This window comes from Brevundimonas sp. (genome assembly GCF_046295595.1).
GTDB lineage: Bacteria > Pseudomonadota > Alphaproteobacteria > Caulobacterales > Caulobacteraceae > Brevundimonas.
Map to the genome: position 1 here is coordinate 38,425 of NZ_JBKBMX010000020.1, position 16,783 is coordinate 55,207.

The 16,783-nt window shown below is 69.4% G+C and carries 11 protein-coding genes and 1 tRNA gene; 5 read left to right on the top strand and 7 right to left on the bottom strand.

Going from position 1 to position 16,783, the window contains the following annotated elements:
- Positions 1–149 precede the first annotated feature (149 nt).
- Positions 150–959 (top strand): lipid A-modifier LpxR family protein, encoded by an 810-nt coding sequence (locus ACK4JY_RS12570; protein ID WP_409606206.1) that lies wholly within the window; start codon positions 150–152, stop codon positions 957–959.
- Positions 960–1,082: 123 nt separating this feature from the next.
- Here ACK4JY_RS12570 and ACK4JY_RS12575 read toward each other — a convergent pair whose 3' ends face one another.
- The gene (locus tag ACK4JY_RS12575) at positions 1,083–2,849 is read right to left on the bottom strand and encodes a gamma-glutamyltransferase family protein (RefSeq protein WP_409606208.1); all 1,767 of its coding nucleotides are present in this window, start codon (positions 2,847–2,849) and stop codon (positions 1,083–1,085) included.
- A gap of 164 nt (positions 2,850–3,013) precedes the next feature.
- Here ACK4JY_RS12575 and ACK4JY_RS12580 point away from each other — a divergent pair.
- A tRNA-Arg gene (locus ACK4JY_RS12580) sits at positions 3,014–3,090 on the top strand.
- A 253-nt stretch (positions 3,091–3,343) separates the two neighbouring features.
- Here ACK4JY_RS12580 and ACK4JY_RS12585 read toward each other — a convergent pair.
- From ACK4JY_RS12585 to ACK4JY_RS12605, 5 genes are all read right to left on the bottom strand, one after another.
- Positions 3,344–4,090: an SDR family oxidoreductase gene (locus tag ACK4JY_RS12585; RefSeq protein ID WP_409606210.1), complete on the bottom strand. Its 747-nt coding sequence runs from the start codon at positions 4,088–4,090 to the stop codon at positions 3,344–3,346.
- 42 nt (positions 4,091–4,132) lie between these two features.
- On the bottom strand, positions 4,133–4,486 hold the full coding sequence (locus ACK4JY_RS12590) for a cyclophilin-like fold protein (protein WP_409606212.1): 354 nt from the start codon (positions 4,484–4,486) through the stop codon (positions 4,133–4,135).
- 133 nt (positions 4,487–4,619) lie between these two features.
- Entirely contained in the window at positions 4,620–5,042 is a 423-nt protein-coding gene (locus ACK4JY_RS12595) for a cupin domain-containing protein (RefSeq protein WP_409606214.1), read from the bottom strand.
- A gap of 83 nt (positions 5,043–5,125) precedes the next feature.
- The gene (locus ACK4JY_RS12600; RefSeq protein WP_409606215.1) at positions 5,126–6,205 is read right to left on the bottom strand and encodes an alpha/beta hydrolase; all 1,080 of its coding nucleotides are present in this window, start codon (positions 6,203–6,205) and stop codon (positions 5,126–5,128) included.
- Between the two features lie 14 nt (positions 6,206–6,219).
- Positions 6,220–7,383: an MFS transporter gene (locus ACK4JY_RS12605; protein WP_409606217.1), complete on the bottom strand. Its 1,164-nt coding sequence runs from the start codon at positions 7,381–7,383 to the stop codon at positions 6,220–6,222.
- A 152-nt stretch (positions 7,384–7,535) separates the two neighbouring features.
- Here ACK4JY_RS12605 and ACK4JY_RS12610 point away from each other — a divergent pair, with 152 nt between their 5' ends.
- Complete coding sequence (locus tag ACK4JY_RS12610; protein WP_409606219.1) at positions 7,536–8,432, top strand: LysR family transcriptional regulator; 897 nt, start codon at positions 7,536–7,538, stop codon at positions 8,430–8,432.
- A gap of 6 nt (positions 8,433–8,438) precedes the next feature.
- Here ACK4JY_RS12610 and ACK4JY_RS12615 read toward each other — a convergent pair whose 3' ends face one another.
- Positions 8,439–10,109, bottom strand: coding sequence for a winged helix-turn-helix domain-containing tetratricopeptide repeat protein (locus ACK4JY_RS12615; protein ID WP_409606221.1), 1,671 nt, complete (start codon positions 10,107–10,109; stop codon positions 8,439–8,441).
- Positions 10,110–10,312: 203 nt separating this feature from the next.
- Between ACK4JY_RS12615 and ACK4JY_RS12620 the strand changes: the two genes are divergently transcribed.
- Both ACK4JY_RS12620 and ACK4JY_RS12625 read left to right on the top strand, forming a co-directional pair.
- Positions 10,313–11,428 (top strand): hypothetical protein, encoded by a 1,116-nt coding sequence (locus tag ACK4JY_RS12620; RefSeq protein WP_409606223.1) that lies wholly within the window; start codon positions 10,313–10,315, stop codon positions 11,426–11,428.
- Positions 11,391–16,783 (top strand): autotransporter-associated beta strand repeat-containing protein (locus tag ACK4JY_RS12625; RefSeq protein WP_409606225.1); only part of this gene is annotated, 5,393 nt, incomplete at its 3' end. The genes ACK4JY_RS12620 and ACK4JY_RS12625, both read left to right, overlap by 38 nt.

Consider the following 16,783-nt stretch of genomic DNA (forward strand, 5'->3'; position numbering starts at 1 on the left):
CGCGGTCACGAAAATGTCTGTTGGCGTTCCGCCTTCGATCGTGCACGGTCAGGGACGTTAACGGACTGAGGGGACCGTTGATTTTGCGTTCGATGGCGTTCTGTGCGGGAGTTCTGGCGTCGGCGGCCTGTGCCGCTCCGGCCTTCGGCATGGCGTCGCCCGTCTTGCAGGACGCGGTCGGCGACCCCTGGCGGGTGCAGCGCGAGCGCCCCGCCACCGTCTCGGACCTGCTGGTGCGCCTCGACCGCGACTCGCGCTTCGAGGCCGGCGACGAGGCCCTTGGCGTCGGGGACGGCTGGATCGGCTACGATCCCGCCCGCGAGACGCGCGCCCCGTGGGCCGCCTCCAACCGCGACATCTGGTACGAGGGCGCGAGCCACAGCGAACGGCTCCGGCTGCGCACCGAGGGGCCGCTGCGCCGGGCCGACGGATCGCCGCTGCCGCCGGGGCCGATGGACCCCGCGGCCCTCGACGCCGAACACTATGACCTGACCTGGACGCGCGGCTGGACCGAAAGCCTCGGCCAGACCGAAAGCGGCCTCGACGTCACCCTGACGCAGCATCTGGGCGTCGGCGTCGGCAGTCGCGGCCAGGTCACCGAGGCCGGCGCAACCCTGCGCATCGGCCGCGACCTGAACAAGCTGGTGCCCGAGGGCGAAGAGACCTTCGGCGAGCGGTCGCGCTGGTACGTCTACGCCGCCGGATCGGGCCGGGCGGTCGGCTACAACTGGGCCCGCAACCGCGACGGCGACTATGCGCGGTCGGGCGTCAGCCACGACTCTGGCGCCTTCCTCGGCGACGCCTCGCTGGGCGTGGCCCTGCGCCGCGGCCCGGTGCACGGCTCGATCGGCCTGGTCTATCGCGAGATCGAGGCCGAGGGCGTGCACGCCGGCCATGGCGTCGACACCGATGTGTCAGAGGGGCTGATCGCGTTCCAGCTGTCGATCAAGCCGGAGTAGGGAGCAGGCAGCAGGCAGCAGGCAGCAGGCAGCAGGGACGACGGAGCAGGGTTCAGCGGCCAGGTCTTTCTTCTCCCGCTGCCTGCTGCCTGCTGCCTGCTGTCTGACTACTCCCCCGCCTGACTACTCCACCCGCGCCACGCCCTCGCGCCGGTCGTCGGCGGCGCCGTCCCAGGCCCAGGCGCCGTCGGGGCGCTGGCGCCAGATGGCCCCGTGCAGGCCGGAGTTCTCGCTGGCGTTGGGCTCCAGCGCGATCCCCCGCGCCGCCAGCCCCTCGCGCAGCGGCGCGGAGAAACGGTCCGTATCGGCGCCGAAGCCGTCGCCCCGGGCCACCAGATTGGGCAGGGCGAAGGCGTCCTCCATCGACATGCCCCAGTCCAGCACGGCGATCAGGGCCTTGGCGTTGTAGGCGAGGATCGAGGGGCCGCCCGGGGAGCCGAGCGCGCCGACGAACCGGCCCCGGCGGTCGAGGATGATCACCGGCGACATCGACGAGCGCGGCCGCTTGCCGGCGGCCACCGCATTGGCCGCGGGTCCTCCGTCGGGCCGCAGCGGTTCGAACGAGAAGTCGGTCAGCTGGTTGTTGAGGAAGAAGCCGGCCGCCATCCGGCCCGAGCCGAACACGCTTTCGACCGTGGTGGTCATGCTGACCGCGTTCCCCGCCGCGTCGACGACGACGAAATGCGAGGTCCCGGCCGGCTCGCGCGTCCGGTCCGGCCCGGCGAAGACGCCGCCCGGCGGAAAGCCCGGCTGGGCCGCCCCGACCAGGGTCGGGGCCTGGGCCGCCCGCGCGGCCACATAGTTGGGGTCCAGCAGGCCCTGAACCGGCACGCCGGTGAAGGCCGGATCGGCGACATAGCGGTCGCGGTCGGCGTACATCAGTCGCTGCAGCTGGGCGAAGGCGGTCCAGGCGTCGGCGCTGCCCGGCCCATCCCGAATGTCGGGGGTGGCTTCGGCCATGGCCAGCAGCTGCAGCAGCGCCACGCCGCTGGACGGCGGCGGCGGCACGCAAACGACATGGATGCGGTAGGGCCGGCACAGGGCCCCGCGCTCGAGCGGCCGATAGCCGGCGAGGTCGGCTTCGGTCAGGGCGCCGGGCCGGGGGCCGGCCTGCACCGTGGCGACGATCTCGCGGGCGATGCGGCCGCGATAGAAGGCGTCGGCGCCCCCTGCGGCGATCTCGGCCACCGTGTCGGCATAGGCCGGATTGCGCAGCACGTCGCCGGCGGCGTAGCGGCCGCCGCCCGCCTTGGTGAAATAGGCGTCGGCCCAGCGGGTGCGGGCCTGGCCCCGGGTCGCGGCGATGAAGCCGGCCAGCCGCGGGCTGACGACGAAGCCGTCGCGCGCCAGCCGTTCGGCGTCGCCGAACAGGTCGCGCCAGGGCAGCGCCCCATGCTCGGCCTGGGCCATGGCCAGCAGGGCCACCGCGCCCGGCGCGCCGGTCGAGCGGCCGCTGAGCACCGCGTCGGCGAAGGCCAGCGGCTCGCCATCTTCGTAGAACAGTTCCGCGGTGGCGGCGGCCGGGGCGGTCTCGCGCCCGTCATAGCTGGTCACCGCCTCCGTGGCGGCGTCGTAGTGCATCATGAAGGCGCCGCCGCCGAGGCCGGAGGATTGCGGCTCGACCAGACCCAGCACGGCCTGCACCGCCACGGCCGCGTCGACCGCCGAACCCCCCTCGCGCAGCACCTTCATCCCCGCCTCGACCGCCAGCGGATTGGCGGCGGCGACGAACGGCCCGCGCGCCGGGGCGGCCGCGGCGACGGGCGCGGCCGGCGTGGCCGTCGCCTGTCCCGCGCCACCGCCCGCGCCGGCGCAGCCGGTCAGGGTCAGAAACGCGCTGGCGGCGAGGGCGATCAGGGCGCGCGAGGCGGGCGGGGAGGCAGGGCGCATGGGGAGGTCCGGACAGGCGAAGGCGGGGGGACCCGCAACCTAGGCCCGCCCGACATCGCCGCGAAACCCCTGCCTGCGAAAACAGCGCAGGAAAGCCGCCTTCCGGGTCTTGCCCCCCCGCCCCTTCCCGGCTAGATACCCGCCCTCGCCGTTCGCGGCCAAGCGCGCCCGTAGCTCAGCTGGATAGAGCATCAGACTACGAATCTGAGGGTCGGACGTTCGAATCGTTCCGGGCGCGCCATTTCTCCGTTTAAACAATAGTTTTACGTACCACCGCCTACAGGGCGGTGCGGTGGCGGGGTGTAAACCCTGTTTGCCAGGCGGGACCGGCCGCCGAAATTCCTGCCATTCCCCACCCCGATCAGTCGGTGCTCTTTTGGCTGCGCGGGGTCGCCTCTCGTTCAACGCGGCGGGTGGGAAGCTCCGCTGCCCGGGGACTGCATCGAAACCCCGGTGCTGCCGACGGCCCCGGCAACGGCCTGCCTTCGCGAGCCTCAGAGCTCCTGGGCGGTCGGCCTGAAGAGGATCTCGTTGATGCCGACATCTTCGGGTTCGTTGATGGCGAAGGCGACCAGCCGGGCGAAGGTTTCGGCGGGCACCCCGATCTGGGCCACATAGTCCCGGTTCGCTTGCTGAACGTCCTTTTCGCTGATGTGGTCGAGGAGCTCCGTCTTGACGGCGCCCGGCGAGATGATCGTGACGCGAACGTTGTGGGGCGCCATCTCCTGCCGCAGTCCCTCCGAGACCGCGCGCACCGCATACTTGGTCGCGGAGTAGACGGCCGAGCCGCTGAAAATCTTGTGGCCCGCCACCGAGGACAGATTGATGATGTGGCCTGATTTCCGCGCGATCATGTGCGGAAGGGCGGCGGCGACCCCATACAGGACGCCCTTCAGGTTGACGTCGATCATCTGGTCCCACTCGTCGACCTTGACCCGCTCCAGGGGGGACAGGGGCATCACGCCCGCGTTGTTGATGAGCACATCAATCCGACCATAGGTCTCGACAGCGGCGTCCGCGAGTCGCTTCAGGTCGTCCCGCTTCGTCACGTCTGTTTCTACGGCCCGGGCCTTCCCGCCCGCGTCGATGATCTCCGCCGCCAAGGCGTCGATGCGGTCTGCGCGCCGAGCCCCGAGGACGACGGCAGCGCCCTCTCTGGCCAGGTGGCGGGCGGCTGCCGCGCCCATCCCGCTGGACGCGCCGGTGATGACGATGACCTTGCCTGCGATGTTGTCTGTCATTGGACTCTGCCTTGATCGGGGAATTTGCGGTGTAGCGCCGGGTCAGTTTTCCGGGATGATCTCGACGCGTGCGGTGGCGGCGCCCATCCCCGCCAGCGCCTCGGCGTTGCCATCGAGACGGCCGAGCCGGACGAGGCCGGGCGAGTAGGCGAAGTCGCGATAGTAGATCGCGAGATTGCCCCATGGGGCGAAGTAGGCGATGTCGCCGACCGCTGGATCAGCGCCTTCGGGGGCGCCGGCGATGGTCAGGCGTCCGGGATCAGCGACCTTTTCCGTCCGGTTGTAGTCGCTGAGCGTCAGCTCGATGGGCAGCAGTGACGCGAAGTCGCGCGCTGTTTCGTTGTCTTCCAGAATGGCGGTGAAGGTCCCATCCGCCGTGATGATCCTGATGCGCATCGGCCTCTCCGTGGCGGCTTGCGTTTGCTCCTGCCTGTGCGGGAAGGAGGCGTTATTCGCCCCCTGGTCGGAGCAGGCGCCGGCGGAGACGGCCGCGATTACGGTCAGCAGCCATCCCCAAACGAGCATCGCCTTAGTGCCCGTCTTTGTGAGCTGCCGCGTCTCCGAGATACTGCTCGTCCGTCACCTGCTCCAGCCATGTGACCGGCGACCCGTTCAGGCTCTCCTGAATAGCGATGTGAGCCATGGCGACGTGGGGCGTGGCGCCGTGCCAATGCTTGTGCCCGGGCGGGCACCACAGGATGTCGCCAGCGTAGAACTCAAGCTTCGGCCCGCCTTCGATCTGGGTCCAGCCGACGCCCTCCGTCACGATCAGGGTCTGGCCGAGCGGATGGACGTGCCAGGCGGTTCGCGCGCCGGGTTCGAAGCGAACGATGGCGCCGCCCACGCGGGAGGGCGCCTCACGCTGGAACTGGCTTGAGATCGTGACCTGGCCTGTGAACCAGTCTGCAGGACCCTGGACGGTCGTCTGGTCGGCGTTGCGGGTGACTTCCATGATCGGGGGCCTCTCCTGAGCGTGGACGGAAGATGCGATGAGAGCGAGGGCGGCTATCGCCGCGCTGGAGGCTTGCGAGAGGGTCATGCGGTCAGCGCCTCGTTGAAGAATGTGTCCAGCCGAGCGAAGGGGATGAGGTCCACACGGTCATAGAGATCGATGTGGCGGGCGCCGGGGACGACGATCAGTTCGCTGCCCGCAACCTGTTCGTGGATCGTCTCGCTCATGTAGCGGCTGTGCGCCTGATCGCCGGTAATCACGAGCACCGGGCGCGGGGCGAGGTCGGCAAGGTGGCGCATCTGGCCGAAGTTGATGTGCGACATGCCGCTGGTCAGGGTGAAGCCGCCGATCGACCGGGGATGATGGCCGCGTGCCTCGACGTAGTATTCCCAGAACTCCCGCGTGATCGGGTCGGGACCCGTGGCGGGCATGGTCGCGGGGAAGGTCGGCTGGAGTTGCGGGGAGCCTCGGTCGACATCGGTCCAGCGCTGGGCGGCGAGGTCGTCCAGCGACTTGCGACGGTCGGCGGCGCTGGCGCCGTCCTCCCAGCCGTTTCGCATGACGCGGCTGATGTCATAGAGGGCGGTGGTCGCCACGGCCTTGATGCGGGTGTCGACCGAGGCCTGGCTCAGGGCGAACCCGCCGCTGCCGCAGATGCCGATGACGCCGATACGGTCGCGATCCACATCCGGCAACGTCCCGAGGAAATCGACGCCGGCGCTGAAGTCCTCGGCGAACAGTTCGGGCGACGTGACGTGGCGCGGTTCGCCGCCGCTTTCGCCATTGTATGAGGGATCGAACGCCACGGCGACGAAGCCGCGCTTCGCCATCTCCTGCGCATAGATGCCGGCGCCCTGTTCCTTGACGCCGCCGTGGGGCGGTCCGACCACCAGCGCGCGGTGTTTCCCCGCCCCGTTCAACGACCTTGCGCGATAGAGGTCGCCGGCGATCTCGATGCCGTAGCGGTTGCGATAGCGCACGGGCGTCCTGATCACGTCGGCGGACAGGGGGAAGGTGTAGCCGTCGTTCTGGAGGGGCATGGAGAGACTCCGGTTCGTGGATTTAATGGCCCGCGCAAGCAGCGGCTGCGGCAGGAGGGAGGCGGCGAGGCCGGCCCCCAGAAGGGTTCGGCGGGTGCTGACGAGGCTGGATCTGTCGGTCATGACGGTCCTTTCGGTCACAGGGAGATTGCGGGCTTGAGGAGGCGGCGACCGTCGCCGGTCAGGGCGACGGCGGCGACGGCGAGGGCGACGCTGGCGAGGAAGGTCGCGGTGATCGAAAACTGGTCGAGGAGCAGTCCGCCGACGACGGCGCCAAGAAGGATCGACGCCTGGATGGCCGCGACCATGATGCTGCCGGCCGCCTCGGGCGCGTCGTCGGCGTTCTGGGACATCCAGGTCATCCAGATCACCGACATGGCGGTGTTCATCGCGCCCCAGAGCGCAAGGAACAGGCCGGCCGCCACCGCCGAGCCGCCGAGGAACAGCAGGGCCAGCGTGCAGCCGCCCATCAGCAGGGCCGGCAGCCGCAGCAGGCGCGCGACATTGCCCTTCACGAAGCGTCCGGAAGCCCAGGTGCCGACGAAACCTGCGCAGCCCAGCACCAGCAGGAGTAAGGACAGGAGCGTCACATCCGCCCCGGTGACCCGCTCAAGGAACGGCCGCAGGTAGGTGAACATCGTGAAGGCCGAGCCCCACGACAGCATCGAAGCGACAAGGCCGATCAGGAAATAGCGCCGCTTCAGCAGGTCGAGCATCGACCGGAAGCCCTGCGTCTGACTGGCCGGCAGGGAGGGCAGCGCCATCACGAGCCAGGCCAGATTGACGGCGACCAGCGGAGCCAGCGCCCAGAACACCTCACGCCAGCCGAACAGGCCGCCGAGATAGCTTCCGATCGGCGTGGCGAACGCCGCTGCGATGGCCTGACCGCCATACATCAGCGAGAGGGCGCGGGGCACGTCGGCCGCCGGAACCAGACGCATGATGACGGCGGTGGCCAGGGCCCAGAAGGCGCCGATGCAGATGCCCAGCAGGGCGCGACCGATCATGAGGACGGTGAAGTTCGGCGCGGCCGCCACCAGCACCAGCGACACCAGCATCGCAGCGGTCATGCCGACGAGCACCCATTTGCGGTTCAATCGTCCGGCGACGGTGGTGACGACCATGCTGGCGGCCACCGCGAACAGGCCGCTGATGGAAATCGCCTGTCCCGTCTGTCCAACGGAAGCGCCCAGCCCCTCCGCCATCGGCGTCAGCAGGCTGACAGGCATGAACTCCGAGGCGATCAGCAGCGCGACGCACAACGCCATCGACAGCACCGCGCCCCATGCGGGGGCTTTCATTTGCTCGGCATCAGTTATGGCTGTCGCCACGATCATCGGACGTCCTCAGGATTGCTGGGGGCCAACCTAGAGGGACATAGACAAAACGATTAGCCATTGAGATCGGCATGAACTAATCGACAAGAACGATTAATCCTCGCGACGTTCAAGCCATGGCCGGTCCCGATCTCAACCAGTTGACGTGGTTTCAGGCCGTCGCCGAGGAGCGCAGCTTCACCAAGGCGGCCGCCCGGATCGGCGTGGCGCAATCGACGCTCAGCCACGCGATCAGACAGCTCGAAACCCGAATGGGCGTCCGGCTGCTGACGCGCACGACCCGCAGTGTCGCCCTGACCGTCGCCGGCGAGCGTCTGTTGCAGACGATCACCCCTCGCATCGCGGAGATCGAGCAAGAGATCGCGGCGCTTACGGCTTTTGGCGAGAAGCCTGCGGGCTCGATCCGGCTGACCCTTTCGGACCATGCCCTGGAAAGCGTTGTGTGGCCCAAACTCCGGCCGGTCCTCGGCTCCCATCCGGAAATCAAGGTGGAACTGGTCCTGGACAGCACCTTCCGAAACATCGTCGAGGAACGGTTCGACGCCGGCGTCCGACTGGGCGAGAGCGTGGAAAAGGACATGATCGCGGTCCGTATCGGAGCGGACTGGCGCCTGGTCGCGGTGGCCTCGCCCGCCTATTTTGCAGCGCGCGGCAGGCCAGCACATCCGCAGGAGTTGGTCGGGCATAATTGCATCAACATGCGCCACGAGACGTCCGGCGGTCTCTACGCCTGGGAGTTCGAGAAGGACGATCAGGCGCTGCGCGTGCGTGTGGATGGCCAGCTCACCTTCAACAACTCCTACGCCATGATCGACGCCGCGGTGAGCGGCCTCGGCATCGCCTATGTGCCCGAGGACATTGTCGCGTCGCAACTGAAGTCGGGCGCTCTGGAAATCGCCCTGGACGACTGGTCGCCGCTGTTCGACGGCTATTTTCTCTATTACCCGAGCCGCCGTCAGAACCTGCGGGCGTTTCAAATCATCGTCGAGGCGTTGCGGCACCGATCCGGTTGACTGTCGTCAGCGCGCCGGAAGTCCGGCTTCCACCATCGACTCGAGGACGGATTCGGACGCCTCCACAAAAGCCGGGCTGGCGTTCGTGGTGGGGGCCGGGACGTTGAGCGCGCTGGAGCCGGGCCTCAATCTCAACCCCTCCTGCATCGCCGCCCGGGCCTCGGCCGTGCGGCCGGTCCGTTGGTAAGCCGCGGCCAGAAGCATGTGCGATCGCCCCGACCCCGACGTGATGGCGATGGATCGGTGGAGCCATGGCAGGGCATCTTCGGCGTTTCCCAGCAGAAGATGGGCCATTCCCGCGCCAAGAAGCCAGGTCCAGCGCGACACTTCGGGCGTGCCGTACCGGTCGGCCTGCTGGAAGGTCGCCAGCGCGTCCTCGAAACGCCCGAGATAAATCTGGCCAAGGCCGACGTGATACAGGGCCAGGCCGTTCCACGGATCGAGGCTCAGCGTTCTGGAGCAGGCCACCAGACTGTCGACGAACTGATTGGTGGCGCTGAGAAAGCGGCAATAGGTCTCGGCCACGGGGATGGAGTCCGGCTTTACGCGCAGGGCGCGTTCCAGCGTGGCTCCGGCCTGGTCCCGGGCGGCGGCGGCCTCCTCCGGCGTGTACCAGGCCATCTGGATCCCGCGCAGTTGCAGGCCGGCGAGGGCGACGCCCAGGTCGATGTTGTCCGGATCTCTGACCAAAGCCTCCTGCAGCATCGCTTCGGCGATTTCGAAACGCTCGCGGGACGTCTGGTTGATGGAGGCGCTGGCCTGATCGATGACGACGCGGGTGTTTCGCGCCGACGCCGCCGATGCGGCGGTCGCGCCGTCGCCCTCCAGCAGGTCATTGAGGCGTCGCGCCAGCAGATGCCCGACCCCGGCCGTCAGCCGCGACTGCTGAAGCTCGGGATCGCGCGCCCCGGCGTCGACGGCGGCGTCGGCCACCGCCACGACCTGACCCGTGGATGTGCGGATCAGGCGGGCCTGCAAGGTCCATGAGCCCGCCGCCCGCCGCAGCTCGCCCCGCACCACGAAATCCGTGTCTGCCGTTGACGATGCGGCCGCGGTCGACGGCGCCGTGACAACCCGGATGCTGTCGATCCGGGCGAAGCCGTCGACGAGCCGATCGGAAATGGAGCGCGCCATGTCCGGGCCGTCCGGGTCGCCGCTCGCGTCAGTCATCGGGATCACCGCGATTGACGGCGGGCCACGCCCGAAGACCAGGTCGCCGAACGCCGACGCCCAGACCGCGAGACCGACGATGAGGCACAGCCCGATCACCGCCGCCGCGATCCCCGGCCAGCGCCAGCCGCGCCGATCCACAGCGCGCGGGTTCCCGGTCGCGGCCATGGGGGCGACGGGGTCAGGCTCAGGCGGAACCGTCTCATCGTCCGTCACCGCGACCGTCAGGATGTAGCCCCGTCCGGGAACCAGCCTGAGCAGCTCGCGCCGGTCGTCGCCGAGGGCGATGCGCACTTCGCGAACGCATTGAAACAGGCCGTCCTCGCCGACATGGACGTTCGGCCAGAGGGCGTCGATCACCTCCTGCTTGCTGACGACGCGGCCGGGGTTCCGGACCAGCAGGAGCAGCAGCGAGAAGGGTTTCGGCCGCAGCCTGACGGGTGCGCCATCGGGACCGCGCAACTCGGCCCGGCGCTCGTCCAGTTCGAAACCGGCGAAACGAAACACGCACGCCCCCCGACGCCGCCCGGACGCTTGTCGCGCGTCATGCCTCGCGGCCAGTCGTTTCAGATATCAGAAAAATATCAGAACGCCAGCAGTGCGCCATCAGGACGCCGGTGTCCCGCCATGGGACGCCCTGACAACGGCGAGGGGCGCGTCCGCTCGCCGACGGGCCGACTGCGCCCGGCTTTCGGGGGGCTTTGACGACAATGGCGACTTCTGTTCCGAATTCCGCCCGGCGGGCGACGGCGCGCCGCGGCGCCCTGCTCTGCTCGACCGCCCTTGTCGCGGCGGCGCTCGCCTTCGCGCCCCAGGCGGCGCAGGCGCAAGAGGCGATCGACGGCGGCGCCCACGAGATCGTCGACGGGGACGGCCTGGGCGAGGGCGCGCCTCCCTCCACCCGGCCAAGCCCCTGGATCGTCGGCGGCAACCTCACCGTCGGCGAGATCACGACGGGCCTGCTGACCGTACGCAACCGCGGCTCGGTCTCGAATGACAACGGCTGGATCGCGATCGGGTCGGACGCCACCGGGACGGTGACTGTCACGGGACCGGGCTCTACCTGGACCGTCGGCGCCGGCCTGTCGGTGGGGCAGTCCGGCGCGGGCGCCCTGACCATCGCGGACGGCGGCGCGGTGCTGGCCGGCAGCGCATCAATCGCGAGCCACGGCGGAACCAGCACCGCCACGGTCACGGGGCCGGGGTCCAGCTGGACGGTGACCAATTCCCTGAATGTCGGCGAAGGCGGCGCGGGAATCCTGACCATAGAGGACGGCGGCGCCCTGACGACCGGCTACGCCAATCTGGGGCGCTTCGGCGGCTCCGCCGGGACGGCGACGGTGACGGGCGCGGGGTCGAGCTGGACCAACGCCGGAAGCCTGTTTCTCGGCGAGGTCGGAACCGGGGCGCTGTCCGTCGCCGAGGGCGGCGCAATGTCGAGCGGCGCGATCTACATGGGCTACGGCTTCGGCGCCGGCGGGACGGCGACGATCACCGGTACCGATTCGACCCTGACGGTGACCGGCGACCTCTATGTCGGCATGAACGGAAACGGCTCCGTAACCGTGTCCAACGGGGCCCAGTTGTCCACGACCAACTCGGTCTACCTGTCCTACGGACCGGGTTCCGGCGCGCTGACGGTGACCGGCCCGGGCTCCACCGTCTATTCCGGCGGCCCGTTCTCGCTCGGAGGCGACGTCGGCGACAGCATCGCGACGGTGTCTGACGGCGGACGCATCTACGCCCCCCTGGACCACCATCGGCATCGCCGCGGGCTCGCAGGCGGCCGTGACGGTGACGGGAGCCGGATCCGCGCTCATCAATGACGAGAACCTCACGATCGGCCTCGAGGGCCACGGCGAACTGACCATCGCCGACGGCGCCCTGGTCGAGGCCGACTACGTCGACATCGGCGTGTTCACCGGGTCCAGCGGGGTGCTGCGGCTGGACAGCGGCGGGGTGCTGGCGACCTCGCAGGTCAGCAAGCTCGACGGGGACGCCAGCGTGGTGTTCGACGGCGGCGTCCTGCGGACGACCGCCAACCAGTCCTTCCTCCTCCAGGGCTTCGCCAGTGAGGACGTGACCCTGGCGGCCGGGGGCGGAACGATCGACACCCAGAGCTACAATGTCCACACCGATCTGGGCTTTCAGGGCGTCGGAGGATTGACCAAGACGGGCGCGGGGCGCCTCACCTTCTGGGGCGCCAACACCTATTTCGGCACGACCCTGATCGCCCAGGGCCGTATTCAGGCCGGCGCGGCCATTGTGTTCTCGGCCGCCAGCACCCATGAGGTCGCGACCGGGGCGACCCTGTCCCTCGGCAACAGTGCGCAGACCATCGGCGGACTGGCGGGCGCCGGCTCGGTCCTGCTTGGATCGGCGGTTCTGACCGCCGGGGCCAATGACGCCTCGACCACGTTCGGCGGCGTCATTTCCGGCTCCGGTTCCCTGGTGAAGACGGGCGCGGGAACCCTGATCCTGACCGGCGCCAACACCTGGACCGGCGAGACCACGGTCCGTGACGGAACCCTGACCTTCGATGGCGGCTCGGTCAGCCTGGCCGCAGCCATGATGACGGGCCGAAACGTCGGCGATGACGGCGCCCTGATCATGCGCAACGGCGGCGCGGTCTCCAACACCCAGGGCTTTGTCGGCTACAGCCCGGGCTCGACCGGCGAGGTCACGGTCATGGGCGCGGGCAGCACCTGGACCAACAGCACCGAACTGTATGTCGGACTTAACGGGGGCGGCACGCTGGCCATCGCCGATGGCGGCGCGGTCTCCAGCGCCCAGGGCTTTGTTGGCAACAACGCGGGCTCCACCGGCGATGTCACGGTCATGGGCGCGGGGAGCACCTGGACCAATAGCGGCGGCCTCGCTGTCGGCCACGTCGGCGGCGGAACACTGACCATCGCCGACGGCGGTGTGGTCTCCAACACGGTCGGCGATGTCGGCTTTAGTGGTGGCGCCAGCGGCGCGGTCACCGTTACCGGCGCGGGGAGCACCTGGACCAACGCCTTCGCCCTTTCGGTCGGCCATTTCGGCGAGGGAACGCTGACCATCGCCGATGGCGGCGCGGTGTCCAGCCAGAGCGCCTATGTCGGCAACGCCGTCGGCTCCAGCGGCGCCGTCACGGTCACGGGCGCCGACAGCGCGTGGACCAGTGGTTTCAATCTCTTTGTCGGCGCCTCCGGCGACGGTGCGCTGACCATCGCCGATGGCGGCGCGGTGAGCGCGAGCGGAGTGACTCTCGCGTGGGACGTCGGCGCGACCGGGGTGCTGAACATCGGCGCGGCTTCGACCGATCCGCTGGACGCCGTGGGTGCGGGAACGCTGAACGCCGCCACCGTGACCTTCGGCGACGGCGCCGGCGTGCTGAACTTCAACCACACGACCGACGACTACGATTTCGCCGCGGCCATCAGCGGCCTGGGCGCGGTCAACCTGTACGCTGGCCACACCATCCTCAGCGGCGCCAGCAGCTATACCGGCGGCACCAATCTGTACGGAGGGACGCTGACCCTGGGCCATGACAACGCCCTGGGCGCCTCGACCCTGACCACCTTCGGCTCTGTCGTCGACTATGCCGACGGCGTGACCGTCGGCAACGCCATCGTCATCGATTCCGGCACGACGCAGTTCCAGGTCCTGGCCGGATCGGCCACCCAGGCGGGCGTGATCTCCGAGTCGAACGGCCCGCGCCCGTTCGAGAAGATCGGCGCCGGCGAACTGGTGCTGACCGCCGCCAACACCTGGACCGGCGAGACCAGGATTACGGAGGGAACCCTCCGCCTCGGCATCGCCAACGCGATCGCGAGCGCCTCGGCGCTGACGGTGAGCGCGGACGGAACCTTCGATCTCGATGGCTTTTCGATTGCGGTGGGCTCGCTCGCCGGCGCGGGCAGGGTGACGCTCGGCGCCGGACAGTTGAATGTCGGCTCTGACAACAGCACGACCGTCTTCAGCGGCTCCCTCACCGCCACCGACGGGAGCGGCGCCGCCCTGTTCAAGGAGGGCACGGGCGTCCTGACCGTGGGCGGCGTCGTCACGCTGGCGACCAGCGGTGCGGCGACCAACGTGGTCAAGGTCAATGCCGGCACGCTCGTGGTCAGCGGGGCCGGGGACGTCGCCACGGATATCCTCCAGAATTTCGCCACGCTCGACAACGCCGGATCGGTCACCGCATTCAGCGTTCTCCAGAACTTCGGCACGACGACCAATAGCGGCGCCCTCAGCGGCCTCACGCAGAATTTCAGCACCTTCGACAATCACGGAACCATGGGCCAGCTGCAGGCGCTGGCCGGCGTTGCGACCAACCACAGCACCGGCACGATCGACGGGGGCGTCCAGAATTTCGCCGACTTCGTAACCGCCGGCGTCATCAACGGGGACATCAGTAATTTCAGCACGGCGCTGATCGAGAACCAGGTCAATGGTGGGATCGCCAACGAGGCCAGTGGCGCGACCGTCACGCTCACCGGCGCGGTGACCGGCATCACGTCGTATTATGGAAATGACGGGACCTTGCTTGATCTGGCTGGCTTCAGCACAGCCATCTCTCGTATCGATGGCACTGGAGCGATCGAGCTCGGCAGCGCCGTGCTCACGGTGGGCGGCGCGGGCATGAACGACTCGTTCAGCGGCGTCATCTCAGGCGGCGGCGGTTTGACGAAGACGGGATCGGCGGTTCTCGCCCTCAGTGGCGCCAACACCTGGACCGGCCAGACCACGGTCGCCGATGGCTTGCTGCGGGTGGATGGCTCCTTGACCAATCAGGGCGGCCTGACCGTCGAGAGCGGCGGTGCCCTCGGAGGCACGGGCGCCATCGGCGGCCTGACCACCCTCCAGAACGGCGGAACCCTTGTCGGCGCGGCCGGATCGGTCCTGACGATGAACGCGCTGACGCTCGGCGACGGGGCGATCCTTGATGTGACGCTGGGCGCGCCATCGGCGGACGCCCTGTTCGCTGTCACCGGCGACCTGACCCTGGACGGGGTGCTGGACATCACCGACGGCGGGGGCTTCGGGGCCGGGGTCTATGGCCTGATGACCTATGGCGGCGCCCTCACCGACAACGGACTCGAGATGGGCGATCTGCCCATCGGCTACAGCGCCGGACGGTTCGCGGTGCAGACCTCGGTGGCGGGCCAGGTCAATCTGGTCAACGCGGGGATGGCTTATCTGCTGTTCTGGGACGGCGGCGATCCGGCCAATGCCAACGATGACGCCATCGCCGGCGGCGACGGGGTCTGGACCCTGACCGGCGCCACATGGACCGACGTGGACGGGGCCGCCAACGGCCCGATGAACCCGACCCCCGGGCTGGCCGTGTTCATGGGAACCGCCGGGACCGTTACCCTCGACGACAGCGCCGGCGTCCTGTCGGTGACCGGCCTGCAGTTCGCGGCGGACGGCTATGTCCTGACCGGCGATGCGCTGACCCTGGTGGAGGAAATGGTGGGCGGGGGCGTGGCCATCCGGGTCGGCGACGGCACGGCGGCGGGCGCTGACATGACCGCCGTGATCGGCTCCGACCTGACCGGCTCCGCGCTGCTGCGGAAGACCGATCTGGGCGTGCTGGTCCTGACGGGGAACGCCGCCCACACCGGCGGCACGGAGATCGCCCAGGGCGAACTGCGCATCGGCGACGGCGGGACCAGCGGGTCGCTCGCGGGCGACGTGGCCAACGAAGGCTTGCTGATCTTCGACCGCGCCGACGACGTCAGCTTCGGCGGCGTCATCAGCGGGACGGGGGCGGTGGTTCAGGCCGGCGGCGGGGTGCTGAACCTGACGGCGGCGAACACCTACACGGGCGCCACCCGGGTCGAGTCGGGGACGCTGGACGTGTCTTCGGCCGATGATCGTCTGGGCAGCCTGACGGCGCTGAGCGTGGCCGAGGGCGCGACCTTCGAACTGGGCGCCACGGTCCAGAACGTGGGATCGTTCGCGGGCGATGGCGTGATCTCGGGCGCGGGCGGAACGCTCAGCGCCGGCCTCAACCACCACGCTACGATCTTCTCGGGCGGCATGCTGGTGTCGGCGGTGAACCTGTCGGGAACCGGGACCCTGACGCTGTCGGGCGAGCACGCGGTGGACACCCTGCGCATCTCCAACACCGTGCGCATCGGCGCGGGGGGGTGGAGCGATCTGACCGGAACCGACGGCCCCGTGGTGCAGATGTCCGGCGGCCTGCTGGATCTGGACGGGAAGGCGCTGCTGATCGAGACGCTGGAAGACCTGACCCAGCCGGGGGCTCTGGATCTGGGCGACGGCGGCGTGCTGACCCTCAGCGACGGACGGACGCAGTTTGACGGCGCCATCACGGGGTCTGGCGCACTGATCAAGGATGGCGCGGACGACTTCACCCTGGCGGGCGAGGTGTCCTACGACGGCGACCTGACCATCGCGAACGGCGGTGTCGTTCTGGCGTCGACCGCCGCCCTGACGGGCGATCTGGCGCTGGCGGTGGCCTCGGGCGCGCGGTTCGACCTGAACGACACCGCTCAGCGGCTGGTGGGTCTGTCGGGCTCCGGCCGGGTCGATCTGGGCGCGGGCGCGCTGGAGCTGGCCCTCGGTGACGCCGTGTTCGGCGGCGACTTCGCCGGGACGGGGGACCTGACCCTGTCCAGCGGGGCCCTGAGCCTCGGCGGCGATTCCTCGGTCTTCGGCGGAAGCCTGACCATCAGCGACGGCGCCACCCTGACCGGATCGGGCGCCGTCGGCGGCCTGACCACCATCGCCGACGGCGGCGTGCTGTCCGGGGTTCAGGGCCAGACCCTAGGTCTGGGCGCGCTGGTGTTGTCGCAAGGGTCGACCGTGTCGGCGGCGCTGGGCGCGGCGGGCGACACGGCCCTGTTCGACGTGACGGGCGACCTGACGCTGGATGGCGAGCTGGAGGTCACGGACGTGGGCGGCTTCGGGGCCGGAGTTTACCGCCTGTTCGACTACGGCGGGACCCTGACCGATCTGGGCCTGGACATCGGCGCCACGCCGGACGGGGTCAGCGCGGAGGATCTGTTCGTCCAGACCTCGGTCAGCAATCAGGTGAACCTGGTTTCCCCCTTCGAGGTGGACCTGCGCTTCTGGGACGGCGCGGCCGGTCAGAACGACGGCGTCCTGCAGGGTGGAGCGGGGACATGGAGCCTTTCGGGTCGCGGCTGGACCGGGGCGGACGGGGCGGT